The organism is Mesorhizobium sp. WSM4841, from assembly GCF_055811515.1.
In genome coordinates, this window is record NZ_JBVVQC010000002.1 from 116,184 (window position 1) to 128,740 (window position 12,557).

The following is a 12,557-nucleotide window of genomic DNA, read 5'->3' on the forward strand; positions in this document are numbered from 1 at the left end:
CAGTCGACCGGCATAGCTATCAACACACCTTAGAACGGCAGCTTCATTCCCGGCGGTATCGGCAGTCCTGCGGTCAATGCTTGGGTCTTTTCCTGCATCATCTGCTCGACCTTGGCCCTGGCGTCATTGTGGGCGGCGAGAAGCAGATCCTCCAGAATCTCGACCTCGTCCTCCTTGAACAGCGACGGGTCGATTTTCAGGGACTTCATCTCGAATTTGCCGGTCAGCGTCACGCTGACCAGGCCGCCGCCGGCCTGTCCGGTGGCTTCCAACGTGGCGATCTCGTCCTGCATGGCCTGGAACTTGGCCTGCATTTCTTTCGCCTTGCCCATCAGGCCGAGAAGATCTTTCATCGCGTGGTCCTCTACGATTGATCTGGTTTCTTGTTTGAGCATAATCTTCTCCGAAAACCGGCTCCCACTTTTCGGGATCATGCTTAGGTTTCGTCGTCGTCTGTGGCCGGCTCGATCGGAACCTCGGCCTCCACCGCATCGGCTTCCGGTGCGTCGGGAATGCGCACGTCGATGATCTTGGCGCCGGGAAAACGCGCCAGGATGGCGGCGACGGTCGGGTCGCTCCTGGCATCGAGGAGCGCGTTTTCGCGTTTGGTCGATTCCATCTCGGCCAGCGTCTGGCCGCCCTCTTCCTTTGACAGCGAGACCAGCCAGCTGCGGCCGGTCCAGGCGCGCAATTTGGCGGTCAGATCGTTGAGCAGCATCTTCGGCGCGTCATCGGTCAAGCTGACGTCGATGCGGCCCGGCTCGATGCGCACCAGGCGCACGCAGCGCTTCACCAGCACCTTGAAGGCCATGTCGCGCTGGGCGTCGGCAAGGGCGACGATGTCAGCCAGCGACTTCACCGGCACCGGCACCGGCGCATCCGCGACCGGCTCCGGCGCCGGAACGAAAGCCGCAGGCATCGGCTCGGGTTCGACCAGCCGCATCGTCTGCGCGCCGCCATTGGCCGCTGGCATCCGCGTCTGCGCCACGGCGCTGGCGCCGCCGTTGCTGGGATTTGCGGGGCCAGAATTTGCTGGGCCGGGACTTGCCGGTCCAGAGCTTGCCGGCGCACCATTCAAGCGTGGCGCTCCACCCGGCATCGACGCTCCGCCCTCCAGCGATTTCAGCGCCTCGTCCAGTGTCGGCAGGCCGGCGGCATGCGCCAGCCGGATCAGCACCATTTCGGCGGCACTGACCGGCCGGTTGGAGGACTGCACCTCGGGAATGCCTTTCAACAGCATCTGCCAGGTCCGCGACAGCACCCTGACCGACAGCGCCTTGGCGAAATCGGCGCCGCGTCGTCGCTCGTCCTCGGACAGCGAGGCGTCCTCGAGCGCGGTCGGCACGAAGCGCAACCGGGTGACGAGGTGGTTGAACTCGGCAAGGTCGGTCAGCACCGCGGCCGGATCGGCGCCGGTGTCGTACTGGTTGCGGAATTCGGCCAGTGCGGCCGCCACGTCGCCCTTCATCACATATTCGAACAGGTCGACGATGCGGGCGCGGTCGGCGAGCCCGAGCATGGCGCGCACCGCTTCGGCGCTGACCGCGCCGCTGCCATGGGCGATCGCCTGGTCGAGAATGGACAGCGAATCGCGCGCAGAGCCTTCGGCCGCGCGGGCGATCATGGCCAGCGCGTCGTCGTCGACGGCAATGCCTTCCCTAGCGGCGATCGAGGAGAGATGCGCGACCAGCGTGCCGGCATCGATACGCCTGAGGTCGAAGCGCTGGCAGCGCGACAAAACGGTGATCGGAACTTTGCGGATTTCGGTGGTGGCGAAGATGAATTTGACGTGCGGCGGCGGCTCCTCCAGCGTCTTCAGCAGGCCGTTGAAGGCCTGGGTCGAGAGCATGTGCACTTCGTCGATGATGTAGACCTTGTAGCGCGCAGATACCGGCGCGTAACGCACGCGCTCGATGATGTCTCTGATGTCGTCGATGCCAGTGTGCGAGGCGGCGTCCATCTCAATGACATCGACATGGCGGCCTTCCATGATCGCCTGGCAATGCTCGCCCAGCACCGCAAGATCGACCGAAGGCTGGTCGACGGCAGCGGTCCTGTAGTTGAGCGCCCGCGCCAGGATGCGCGCCGTCGTCGTCTTGCCGACACCGCGCACGCCGGTCAGCATCCAGGCCTGGGCTATCCGGCCGGTGGCGAAGGCGTTGGTGAGGGTGCGGACCATCGGCTCCTGGCCGATCAGTTCGGAGAAATTTGCAGGACGGTATTTGCGCGCCAGAACGCGATAGGCGGCGGCCTTTTCCGTTCCCGAATTTCCGGCTTCGCTCATTCGCCCGTAAAGCTCCAAGGGCCGCGCCTGCAGGCGGCCGATTCCTGCGCATAGTTTCGCCCGCAGGGCTTAGCGCCGTCAATGTCGCGGGAGAAAGGCGAAGAGGTGGGAGGCTGGAACAATGACCCGTTCCGGGCTCGTTAGGGCTGCTTCCTTCCGGACCTGACCCGGTTGGCGAGTGGACCGTCCACCACCAACCTCCCGCTTTCCATATCGGCAATTCGGCGATGAAATGCAAGGGCGCAGGATCAATCAGCCGGGAGTGGCGTCGAAAGCTGAAACAAAAAAACCCGCCTCGGGGCGGGTCATTGGCGCAAATCAGCACCATGCCCAAACCATTAGCACAACTGCCGTCACAAAGCAACGATTCGCTTGCCGCCTCTTGCGGGCCACCGGCAGCCGCTCTAGCGTTCAAAAGTCTAAAAAACACGACAAAAGTGAAGGAAACGCCGATGTCGCCGGGCCTCGAGGCCGGATTCACGCTGGATGCCCGCCTGGAGGCGGACAGCGAGCAGTTGATGTGGCTCGGCTTGTGCGAGTTGCGGGTGATGAACGACCGCCGCTGGCCGTGGCTGCTCCTGGTGCCGCAGCGGCCGGGCGCGGAGGAAATCCATGATTTGACGCCGCTCGACCAGGCGATGCTGACCTTCGAGACCAACATGGTGGCGCAGGCGCTGAAAAGCGTGACCGGCTGCACCAAGATAAACAGCGGCGCACTTGGCAACATCGTCCGCCAGTTGCATGTCCATGTCATCGCGCGCTCGGAGGGGGATCCCGGCTGGCCGGGCCCGGTGTGGGGGCACGGCATGCGCGAGCCCTACCAGCGGTCGGACCTCCGCCGGTTTGCGCAACAGATAAAGGCGGCGCTATAAGCCTGTCCCGTGTCCATCCTGAAGTTGAGTCCCCATGAGCTTCCGCCTGTTTGACGCGCCCTTGCGTGAGCCGAGCCAATTCGTCGGCTTCGCCGGCAACATGATTGACCGGCAATCGGAGAACCGCGCCGACGATTCCGTCGAAAAGGCGCTCGCCGATCCGTCGGCCAGGCTTTTGCTGATGCATGGCGGGCGGCTCTACCTGAAGCTCAGCGATGGTGGCTTCGACCCCTGGTTCGGCGCCGGGGAAAGCCGGCCGCTCCGGGCGTCGCTCGACCTTGGCGTCCTGCTCGGTTTTTCCGACAGCGGCCCGGTGCTCGCCGTGCCGGCCGGGCTCGATCCCGAACAACTGCCGGAGACGATCAAGGCCATCGACTATCGCTCGGTCTATATGCAGGGGCTGATCGACGAAGCGGCCGCCGGCGCGATGGCGCAAGGAGCTGCATTGCTCGCCTGGCATGCCAGCCACCGCTTCTGCAGCAAATGCGGCGCTGAAGCCGAAATGCGGGCCGGCGGCTACAAGCGGCTTTGCGCGGCCTGCGCCACCGAGCATTTTCCGCGCACCGACCCGGTGGCGATCATGCTGACGGCGACGCGTGAAAAATGCCTATTAGGCCGCGGCCGGCATTTCGCGCCGGGCATGTATTCGGCGCTTGCCGGCTTCATCGAACCGGGCGAGACGATCGAGGCGGCGGTGCGCCGCGAAACGCTGGAGGAGGCAGGCATCAGGCTTGGCCGCGTCGTCTATCACGCCAGCCAGCCCTGGCCGTTTCCCTATTCGCTGATGATCGGCTGTTTCGGCGAGCCGCTCAACGACGACATCCAGGCCGACATCAACGAACTGGAAGACTGCCGCTGGTTCTTTCGCGACGAGGTGCTGTGGATGCTGGCCCGCGAGCATCCGGGCGGCCTGGTCACCCCGCCGAAAGGGGCGATCGCCTATAATCTCATCCGCGCCTGGGCAGACAGCGCATAGAACCTACGGGGGAGCAAAATGATCCGTCACACAGTGGTATTCAGACTGAAGCACAAAGACAGCTCGGCCGAGGAGGCAAAATTCCTCGTCGACGCGAAAATACTGGCGGCGATACCGGGCGTCGAAAAGTTCGAGCAGCTGCGTCAGGTCAGCCCGAAGAACGATTTTCGTTTCGGCTTCTCGATGGAGTTCGCCGACCAGGTCGCCTATTCAGGCTATAACGACCATCCCGACCACGTCGCCTTTGTCCGCGACCGCTGGATCCCGGAGGTCGAGGCATTTCTCGAGATCGACTACGCGCCGCTGAGCTAGGATCAGAGTTCAATCATTCTGAACGAGCAAGTTCGACCCATTGCGGACCTTTATCAGCCGGTCGGTGACTTGCCAGTGAAAACCGCCAGTTGAGCGGCGAAAGCACGCTTGTAGGCCGGCCGGGCTTCGCCGCGGGCGACATAGGCGGAGAGGTTCGGATATTCGTCCAGTATACCCGACCCGCTCAACCTTAGCAGCACGTGCACCATCATCAGGTCCCCCGCGCTGAACGCGCCATCGAGCCAGTCGGCATCGCCAAGGCGACCGGAAAGTTCGCCCAGCCGGTCACGGATGCGATCCTCGACCATAGGCAGGCGCTGTTCGTGCCAGGTCTCGTCGCGCTCCAGGAGCACGGCGGTTTGGCGTTCAAGGATCGGCGGCTCCACGGTGTTTAGCGCGGCAAACATCCATGAGATTGCGCGCGCCCGGGCATTCGCATCGTCTGGCAGCAGGCCACCATGGCGCTCAGCGATATGGAACACGATCGCCCCCGACTCGAACAGGGCGAGATCGCCTTCGTCATAGGTCGGAATCTGCCCGAAAGGATGAAGCGCGAGATGCGCGGGTTCGTTCATCGCTTTGAACGAAACAAGACGAACGTTGTAGGGCTGGCCGACTTCTTCAAGCGCCCAGCGAACGCGCATGTCACGCGCCAGTCCCTTGCCGCGATCGGGCGACCGTTCAAAGGCGGTGATGGTAGGGGTCATTGGCGGCTCCAGTGATTGCATGACGCCATCGTGCGTGGCGTCGTCGATTGAGATCGGTTTCCTCATCTCGTCGTCTCCCTTCTTCGATCGTGGCAACCAAAGGACGAACGTCGAGCCGGTATTCCGACATCTGGGAACTGCTCGTCAATCGCGTGTGACCGCCGCAACGGAGGCGCGTAGCGCTCCGGCGAAGTCGGGATGGCCATAGAGGTCGTTGTGGCCAGCCGCTACGGCGATGTGGCTGCGCAGGTCACGCGCAGCCTCGCGCAGAAGTGCCGAACGTGCCGCAGGAACGATGGTGTCGTTCTCGGCGACGATGACGGCCGTGGGCACATCGAGGTCGCGCAGCGTTTCTGCCGTCTCCATGCGGTGCCGCAGCAAGAGGCGCACCGGCAGCCAGGCATAGTGATGAGCGGCGAGTTCTTTCAGCGAATCGAAGGGAGTAACCATGACGATGCCACGCAGGGGCCGGGCCGTCGCCAGATCGACCGCGACCGCAGCGCCGACGCTAAGGCCGATGGCGACGATGCCGGCTTTGGCATCGCTGGCCAGGTGGTCATGGGCGCGTCGGGCGTCCTCGAACAGGGCGGCGGCCGACGGGCTTCCGCCGCTCGGCGCATAGCCGCGGTAATGCAGCGCAGCGACCTCGTGTTCGGGAAATAGCTGGTGCAGCATCAGGGCAAGTGCGTCGGCATTCCAGGCGTTTCCGGCGAATCCCAGCAGGACCGGGCGTGGCTCGGCCGCCTGTCCTGCCGGCAGGCGTACCAGAACGACGCGCTCGCCATCCTCCGTCGCCAGCTCGACATGACGGGCCCCGGCCGGCAGGTCGGGTCCGAACGCCGCAAGGCCGGCCGGAAAGATCAGCCAGGACTGGAGCACATACACGACGGCGACAAAGACCGCATACAATCCAGCGACTGCGAGCATCAGTTTCAGGAGCCACATCGCAGCAATGTCGCCCGGCGCCCGTCACCTGGCAAGGCGCTGAGCTAGTCCGCCACCTTCCATTGCTCGCGCGACTGGCTGGCCGGATAGACGCCCAGAATCCGCATTTCGCGCGAGAAGAAGGCAAGCTCGTCGAGCGCCAGTTTTACCAGCGGGTCGTCGGGATGGCCCTCGATATCGGCATAAAACAGGGTCGCGGTGAATGCGCCGAGCTGGTAGCTCTCCAGCTTGGTCATATTGATGCCGTTGGTGGCAAAGCCGCCCATCGCCTTGTAGAGCGCGGCCGGCACGTTGCGGACGCGGAAGATGAACGTCGTCATCATCCTCGCGTCGGCGGAAGGGCGTTCTGCCCACTGCCTGTTCCTGGTCAGCAGGACGAAGCGGGTGACGTTGCTGTCGGTATCCTCGACATTCTCCTCGATGATGTCGAGCCCGTAGAGCGTCGAGGCCAGCGCCGGCGCCAGCGCCGCCATGGTGCGGTCCTTCAGCTCGGCGACCAGCTTGGCGGCGCCCGCCGTGTCGCCGGCGACCACCGGCTTCCAGCCGTTCTTGCGGATATATTTGCGGCACTGGCCGAGCGCATGGATGTGACTGTGCACGGTCCTGACCTCGTCGCGCCTGACGCCGGGCAGAACCATCAGCTGGAAATGGATCGGCAGGAAATATTCGCCGACGATGTGCAGCTTCGATTCCGGCAGGAGGTGGTGGATGTCGGCGACGCGCCCGGCAATCGTGTTCTCGATCGGGATCATGGCGAGGTCGGCCTTGCCGGTCTCGACCGCATTGAAAGCATCCTCGAAGGTCGGGCACGGCAACGGCTCCATATCAGGGAACATGTTGCGGCAGGCGGTGTCGGAATTGGCGCCCGGCTCGCCCTGGAAGGCTATTCTGTTGGTTTTTTCAGGCATGCCAAATGTCTCAGGTTGACCAGATGTCTCAGGTTGAAAGGATGGTTCTGGCGCGTTCGAGATCGTCCGGCGTGTCGACGCCGAACGGCGCCGACTGCACGATCTCGGCATCGATGCGCATGCCGGCCTCCAGCGCCCGCAACTGCTCGAGCTTCTCGCGCCGTTCCAGCGGCGACGGCTTCAGCGCGACGAAGCGCTCGAGCGCTGAGCGGCGATAGGCATAGAGGCCGATGTGATGATAGAGCGGCCCCTCGCCCCATGGCGCGGTGGCGCGGGTGAAGTAGAGCGCCCGCAGCCGTGTCTCAGACAGCGGCGAGCCGACGATCTTGACGACATTCGGATTGGTTTTTTCCTCGTCGCGGACGATCTCGATGCCGAGCGTGGCGATGTCGACTGTCGCATCCTCAAAAGGCCTCAGCGCGGCATTGATGATGGCCGGATCGATGGTGGGCAGGTCGCCTTGCACGTTGACGATCGTTTCGATCTTGTGCCCGGGATCCAGCGTGGCCAGCGCCTCGAAGATGCGGTCTGAGCCCGATTCGTGGCCCACCCGCGTCATCACCGCCTCGAACCCGTGCGCGCGCACCGCCTCCGCCACGCTTTCAGTATCGGTGGCGACCACCACCCGGCCGAGCCCGGCTTCGGCGGCGCGGCGGGCGACATGGACAATCATCGGGACGCCGGCGATGTCGGCCAGCGGCTTGCCCGGCAGGCGGGTCGAGGCCATGCGGGCCGGGATGAGAATGAGCGTGGACATCGGGTGATGAAGCGTCCGAAAAAGAGGAAGGGAAAAGTGGCAAAAGGTCTCACTGGCAGCGCCCTTATAGGTGTTGCAACGCCAGAGCAAAAGACCTAGTTTCCGCCCGATTTGACCGCCTCGCGGGGTGGTTCACGATTACCGACGGACAGAGTGGACAGATCGGTCCGCCGGAAAAGGGAGCCTGGGGCGTATGGACTCTTTCGAAATCAACAAGCTGATCGGCGGCCTGCTCGGAACCGTGTTCGTCGTCTTCTCGATCGGCATCATATCCGATGCGCTGTTCGCCTCCCCCACACCGGAAAAACCCGGCTTTGCCATCGAGGCGACCGAGGAGCCTGCCGAGGGCGGCCCGGCAGCCCCCGCTGCAGAAGCCAAGCCGATCGCCGACCTTCTGGCCAACGCCAATGTCGAGGCGGGCGCCGCCGTGTTCAAGAAGTGCCAGGCCTGCCACACCGGCGAAAAGGGCGGACCGAACAAGGTCGGCCCCGACCTCTGGGATCTCATCGACCGTCCCGTCGCCGAGCATGCGGGCTTCGCCTATTCGGCCGGCATGAAGGAGTTTTCCAAGGGCGGCGCCGAGAAGTGGACATACGACAACATCAATCACTTCCTCCTCTCGCCGAAGAAGTTCGTGAAGGGCACGGCGATGGGCTTCGCCGGCCTGCCGAAGGACGAGGACCGCGCCAACGTCATCGCCTATCTGCGCACGCTGTCGGACAGTCCGAAGCCGCTGCCGACGGCTGGCGCTTCAGCAGCCGCACCGGCCGAAGGCGCGGCGCCGGCCAAGCCGGCAGAGGGTGAAGCACCGGCCGCCCCTGCGGCGCCTGCTGCTCCCGCACCAGCTCCGGCGCAATAACGCAATTGTAATCGAAACATTCCTTGAAAAAGCCGGGTTCAGCCCGGCTTTTTCAATGGGAAAATCGCATGTGCGGCGACAAAGCCGGGCTGTCGCGGTTTTCATGAGCGTCAAATGAACTAGATTGTCCGCTAACAGCTATCGCGCAGAGGAGAAGGCATGACGGTTGGCCGAACGTTTCTCAGATCGATGCTGGTTGTGGCGGCTTTTGCCGGCGGCCTGCAAGCAGCCTTCGCGGACGAATGGCGCACCACCTCGTCGCTGATCGGCGAATCCAAATATGGCAATAACTTCCAGCACTACGACTACGTCAATCCGAACGCGCCGAAGGGCGGCACGCTGAATTCGGTGGTGCTCGGCACGTTCGACAGCTTCAATCCCTATATCGTCCAGGGTTCGCCGGCAGCCGGTTTTGCCCAATTCGGCGGCGGCTTGCTCTACGACACGCTGATGGAGCAGGCGACCGACGAAGGCAGCGTCAGCCATCCGCTGATCGCCGACGCCTACAAACATCCGGACGACTATTCCTCTGCGACCTACCGTCTTGATCCGCGGGCCAAATGGCATGACGGCAAGCCGATCACCACCGACGACGTGATCTGGTCGTTTCAGGTGCTGAAGGCCAACAGCCCGATGTACAGCCGCTATTTCGAGAATGTCACCGAGGCGATTGCGGTTTCCGACCGCGAGGTGGAATTCCATTTCGACCAGAAGGGCAACCGGGAGTTGCCGAAAATTCTCGGCGATCTCGTCGTGCTGCCGAAGCACTGGTGGGAAGGCACCGACGCCACCGGCAAGAAGCGCGACATCACCAGACCGACCTTGGAGCCGCCGCTCGGCTCGGCCGCCCACAAGATCGCCAGCTTCAAGCCTGGCTCTGAAATCATCTGGCAGAGGGTTCCGGACTACTGGGCTGCCAAACTGCCGGTGAAGATCGGCCGCGAGAATTTCGACAGGCAGCGTTTCAGCTATTTTCTCGACGACAATGCGGCCTGGCAAGCCTTCACCAAGGGCGGACTGCATGACATCAGGCCGGAAAACAGTTCGAGGCGCTGGAACACGGCCTATAATTTCCCGGCAGTCCAGGCCGGCGACGTCATCAAGCAGGAATTCAAGACCGCCTCACCCGAGCCGATGCAGGCCTTCATGCTCAACACGAGGCGTCCGCTGTTTGGGGATCGTCTGGTGCGCGCCGCGCTGACTTACCCACTCGATTTCGAGACCATGAATCGTACCTTGTTCTTCGGTTCCAACACCCGTACCAGCAGTTACTTCCAAGGCACCGAACTGGCATCGAGCGGCCTGCCGCAAGGCAAGGAGCTGGAAATCCTCGAGCAATATCGCGACAAGCTGCCGCCCGAAGTCTTCACCCAGGAATTCAAGCTGCCGGTCTACGATTCGCCACAGGCGGAGCGCAAGTATCTCAAGACTGCGGTCGATCTCTTCGCCAAGGCGGGCTGGGTGATCAAGGGCGGCAAGATGGTCAATGCCAAGACGGGCGAGCCCTTCAAGTTCGAAATCCTCGGCTGGAACGACACCGACCAGGTCCTTTCCAGTCCCTACATCGCCAATCTGCGCAAGATCGGCGTCGACGCCACGCTGCGGCTGATCGACCAGACCCAATACATCAACCGCATCAACAATTTCGACTTCGACGTCACCATATCGCAGTTGGGACAGTCGGATTCGCCGGGCAACGAGCAGCGTGATTTCTGGAGCTCCAAGGCCGCTGACACGCCTGGATCGCGCAACTACGCCGGCATCAAGAATCCGGTCGTCGATGCGCTGGTCGACCGCGTCATCTTTGCCACCGACCGCGACGATCTGGTTGCTGCCACCCATGCGCTCGACCGGGTGCTGCTGTGGAATTACTATGTAGTGCCGCAACACCATCGGTCGGCGGTCTGGATAGCCTACTGGAACAAGTTCGGCATCCCCGAGAAGCAACCGGCCTATAGCGGCGTCGACCAGAATTCCTGGTGGATCGATCCGGATAAGGAAAAGGCGCTGGCGGCAAAATACAAGAGCGGCAATTGATGGCGGCGCTCCCCCGCCGCGCCGCTCTGGCCCGCCGCGACTTTCTGGCCCTGGGCGCCGCTGCCACGGCGGCAGCTTTGCTGCCCGGCCGGGCCTTCGCCGCCGTCGCGACCGGCGTAAAGCTGCACGGCCTGTCGGCCTTCGGCGACCTCAAATATTCCCCAGGTTTCAGGCATTTCGCCTATGTCAATCCGGACGCGGCCAAGGGCGGCCAGATGAATTTCGCACCGCCGAACTCCACCTTCAATCAGAGCTTCCTGACGTTCAACACGTTGAATTCGCTTGTGTTGAGGGGGGAATCGCCGCCGCGCACCGAACTCTGCTTCGATTCGCTGATGGCAAGCGCTCTCGATGAGCCGGATGCGGTCTATGGCCGGCTTGCCGAGTCCGTTACCTTGTCGCCGGACCGCAATGGCTTCCGCTTCAGCCTGCGACCGCAGGCGCGCTTCCACGACGGCTCGCCACTGACAGCGGAGGACGTCGCCTTCGCATTGAAGCTTTACAAGGACAAGGGCCATCCGAACCTCTCCCAGGCGTTGCGTCATATGACGGAGGCGGTCGCAGTCGATCCGGCAACCGTCGACCTCACCTTCAACGGCAAACAGTCGGCGCAGAATATCCTTGCGGTCGTCGCCATGCCGATCGTGTCCAAAGCCTTTTATACGGTCAATGATTTCGATGCCTCGACGATGAAACCGCCGCTCGGCTCCGGACCTTACAAAATAGGGCGCGTGGCCGCGGGACAGACCGTCGAATATGAGCGTGTCGCCGACTATTGGGGCAGGGATTTGGCCGTGAACCGCGGCCTCTACAATTTCGACCGCATCCGCATCGATTTTTACATCAATCGCCAGGCTGCGTTTGAAGCCCTGAAAAAGGGGGACACGCATTTTCGCGAGGAATTTACCTCGCGGGCATGGGCGACCGGTTACGATTTTCCGGCGCTGAAGGACGGCAGGGTCGTCAAACGCGAATTTCCCGGAGAGAAAACGCCATCCATGCAGTCTGTCGCGCTGAACCAGCGTCGTCCGCAATTCCGCGATGTGCGCGTCAGACGGGCGATCGCCAATTGCTTCGATTTCGAATGGACCAGGCGGGTTCTGTTTTACGGCGCCTACGAGCGCTCGCAATCGAACTTCGAACGGTCGGATTACAGGGCCGAGGGCCTGCCCTCGCCCGAGGAATTGGCCCTGCTGGAGCCGTTCCGAGCCGAGTTGCCGCCGGAAACCTTCGGCGAAGCGGTGATGCAGCCTGTCTCCGACGGTTCGGGCCACGACCGCAAGCTGCTGCGCGCGGCTTCGAGACTGCTTGCCGAAGCCGGCTGGAAGCGAGCCGGCAATTTCGTCGTCAATGAAAAGGGTGAGCGGCTGCGGGTGGAAATGCTGGCTGAGGACGATGGCATCGTTCGGCTTTTCACCCCGTGGTCCGAGAACATGAAAACGATCGGAATCGACGCTTCGATCCGGCAGGTCGATTCGACGCAATATGAACAGCGGCAGAGCAATTTCGACTTCGATTTCAACCTGCTCGCATGGTCGATCGGGGCGACGCCGACTGCCGACGGCCTGGAAATCCTCTATGATTCGCGGATGGCGAAAACGCCGGGAATGCGCAATTATCCCGGTACGGAAAGCAAAGCCGTCGACGCGCTGATCGAGGCAGCCGGCAGGGCGCAGAGCCGGATAGAACTGGTCACGGCGCTCAAAGCGCTCGATCGGGTCTTGCGCGCGCGGCTAGACTGGATTCCAACATATTATCTCGCGAATCACCGAGTGGCCTATTGGGACATGTTCGGCTTTCCCGAGCAGAAGCCCGATTTCGGCTTTCCGGTCGAGGCGCTGTGGTGGTTCGACAAGGACAAGGCGGCAAAGATTGGCAAAGCCTGAGATTTTCGCTCAAG

12 protein-coding genes and 1 other RNA gene are annotated in these 12,557 nt (G+C 62.8%); 6 read left to right on the forward strand and 7 right to left on the reverse strand.

Annotation, left to right across the window (positions count from 1 at the left end):
- Positions 1 to 29: 29 nt before the first annotated feature.
- The 3 genes from AC0L14_RS02575 to ffs form a co-directional block, all read right to left on the reverse strand.
- On the reverse strand, positions 30 to 353 hold the full coding sequence (locus AC0L14_RS02575) for a YbaB/EbfC family nucleoid-associated protein (protein WP_023802083.1): 324 nt from the start codon (positions 351 to 353) through the stop codon (positions 30 to 32).
- Positions 354 to 436: 83 nt separating this feature from the next.
- On the reverse strand, positions 437 to 2,284 hold the full coding sequence (locus tag AC0L14_RS02580) for a DNA polymerase III subunit gamma/tau (RefSeq protein ID WP_473483928.1): 1,848 nt from the start codon (positions 2,282 to 2,284) through the stop codon (positions 437 to 439).
- A 105-nt stretch (positions 2,285 to 2,389) separates the two neighbouring features.
- An RNA gene (ffs, locus tag AC0L14_RS02585) (signal recognition particle sRNA small type) lies at positions 2,390 to 2,486 on the reverse strand.
- Positions 2,487 to 2,736: 250 nt separating this feature from the next.
- Here ffs and AC0L14_RS02590 point away from each other — a divergent pair.
- Genes AC0L14_RS02590 through AC0L14_RS02600 form a run of 3 tightly spaced genes read left to right on the forward strand, consistent with a single transcriptional unit; the run spans position 2,737 to position 4,444 of the window.
- Positions 2,737 to 3,156: an HIT domain-containing protein gene (locus tag AC0L14_RS02590; RefSeq protein ID WP_123146493.1), complete on the forward strand. Its 420-nt coding sequence runs from the start codon at positions 2,737 to 2,739 to the stop codon at positions 3,154 to 3,156.
- 34 nt (positions 3,157 to 3,190) lie between these two features.
- The gene (gene nudC / locus AC0L14_RS02595; RefSeq protein ID WP_473748563.1) at positions 3,191 to 4,132 is read left to right on the forward strand and encodes an NAD(+) diphosphatase; all 942 of its coding nucleotides are present in this window, start codon (positions 3,191 to 3,193) and stop codon (positions 4,130 to 4,132) included.
- 18 nt (positions 4,133 to 4,150) lie between these two features.
- On the forward strand, positions 4,151 to 4,444 hold the full coding sequence (locus AC0L14_RS02600) for a Dabb family protein (RefSeq protein ID WP_473748564.1): 294 nt from the start codon (positions 4,151 to 4,153) through the stop codon (positions 4,442 to 4,444).
- A 53-nt stretch (positions 4,445 to 4,497) separates the two neighbouring features.
- Here AC0L14_RS02600 and AC0L14_RS02605 read toward each other — a convergent pair whose 3' ends face one another.
- The 4 genes from AC0L14_RS02605 to AC0L14_RS02620 all read right to left on the reverse strand — a co-directional run bounded on the left by AC0L14_RS02605 (position 4,498) and on the right by AC0L14_RS02620 (position 7,761).
- Positions 4,498 to 5,151, reverse strand: coding sequence for a glutathione S-transferase family protein (locus tag AC0L14_RS02605; RefSeq protein ID WP_473484521.1), 654 nt, complete (start codon positions 5,149 to 5,151; stop codon positions 4,498 to 4,500).
- A gap of 144 nt (positions 5,152 to 5,295) precedes the next feature.
- A complete protein-coding gene (locus AC0L14_RS02610; protein WP_473748565.1) occupies positions 5,296 to 6,096 on the reverse strand; it encodes an alpha/beta hydrolase in 801 nt (266 codons plus the stop codon).
- Positions 6,097 to 6,140: 44 nt separating this feature from the next.
- Positions 6,141 to 7,004, reverse strand: coding sequence for a prephenate dehydratase (locus AC0L14_RS02615; RefSeq protein WP_473748566.1), 864 nt, complete (start codon positions 7,002 to 7,004; stop codon positions 6,141 to 6,143).
- Between the two features lie 28 nt (positions 7,005 to 7,032).
- The gene (locus tag AC0L14_RS02620) at positions 7,033 to 7,761 is read right to left on the reverse strand and encodes a 3-deoxy-manno-octulosonate cytidylyltransferase (RefSeq protein WP_473483942.1); all 729 of its coding nucleotides are present in this window, start codon (positions 7,759 to 7,761) and stop codon (positions 7,033 to 7,035) included.
- 193 nt (positions 7,762 to 7,954) lie between these two features.
- Here AC0L14_RS02620 and AC0L14_RS02625 point away from each other — a divergent pair, with 193 nt between their 5' ends.
- From AC0L14_RS02625 to AC0L14_RS02635, 3 genes are all read left to right on the forward strand, one after another.
- On the forward strand, positions 7,955 to 8,620 hold the full coding sequence (locus AC0L14_RS02625; protein ID WP_473483945.1) for a c-type cytochrome: 666 nt from the start codon (positions 7,955 to 7,957) through the stop codon (positions 8,618 to 8,620).
- 159 nt (positions 8,621 to 8,779) lie between these two features.
- Positions 8,780 to 10,657, forward strand: a complete 1,878-nt coding sequence (locus AC0L14_RS02630; protein WP_473483948.1) for an extracellular solute-binding protein — start codon at positions 8,780 to 8,782, stop codon at positions 10,655 to 10,657.
- Positions 10,657 to 12,543 carry an extracellular solute-binding protein gene (locus AC0L14_RS02635; RefSeq protein ID WP_473748567.1) on the forward strand — a complete coding sequence of 629 codons (1,887 nt, stop codon included), beginning with the start codon at positions 10,657 to 10,659 and terminating at the stop codon, positions 12,541 to 12,543. Before AC0L14_RS02630 ends, AC0L14_RS02635 begins: the two co-directional genes overlap by 1 nt.
- Positions 12,544 to 12,557 lie beyond the last annotated feature (14 nt).

Excerpts from the sequence above, each read along its gene's own strand:
- AC0L14_RS02575 (WP_023802083.1), bottom strand. The coding sequence starts at position 353 with ATGAAAGATCTTCTCGGCCTGATGGGCAAGGCGAAAGAAATGCAGGCC.
- AC0L14_RS02580 (WP_473483928.1), bottom strand. The coding sequence starts at position 2,284 with ATGAGCGAAGCCGGAAATTCGGGAACGGAAAAGGCCGCCGCCTATCGC.
- AC0L14_RS02590 (WP_123146493.1), top strand. The coding sequence starts at position 2,737 with ATGTCGCCGGGCCTCGAGGCCGGATTCACGCTGGATGCCCGCCTGGAG.
- nudC (WP_473748563.1), top strand. The coding sequence starts at position 3,191 with ATGAGCTTCCGCCTGTTTGACGCGCCCTTGCGTGAGCCGAGCCAATTC.
- AC0L14_RS02600 (WP_473748564.1), top strand. The coding sequence starts at position 4,151 with ATGATCCGTCACACAGTGGTATTCAGACTGAAGCACAAAGACAGCTCG.
- AC0L14_RS02605 (WP_473484521.1), bottom strand. The coding sequence starts at position 5,151 with ATGACCCCTACCATCACCGCCTTTGAACGGTCGCCCGATCGCGGCAAG.
- AC0L14_RS02610 (WP_473748565.1), bottom strand. The coding sequence starts at position 6,096 with ATGTGGCTCCTGAAACTGATGCTCGCAGTCGCTGGATTGTATGCGGTC.
- AC0L14_RS02615 (WP_473748566.1), bottom strand. The coding sequence starts at position 7,004 with ATGCCTGAAAAAACCAACAGAATAGCCTTCCAGGGCGAGCCGGGCGCC.
- AC0L14_RS02620 (WP_473483942.1), bottom strand. The coding sequence starts at position 7,761 with ATGTCCACGCTCATTCTCATCCCGGCCCGCATGGCCTCGACCCGCCTG.
- AC0L14_RS02625 (WP_473483945.1), top strand. The coding sequence starts at position 7,955 with ATGGACTCTTTCGAAATCAACAAGCTGATCGGCGGCCTGCTCGGAACC.
- AC0L14_RS02630 (WP_473483948.1), top strand. The coding sequence starts at position 8,780 with ATGACGGTTGGCCGAACGTTTCTCAGATCGATGCTGGTTGTGGCGGCT.
- AC0L14_RS02635 (WP_473748567.1), top strand. The coding sequence starts at position 10,657 with ATGGCGGCGCTCCCCCGCCGCGCCGCTCTGGCCCGCCGCGACTTTCTG.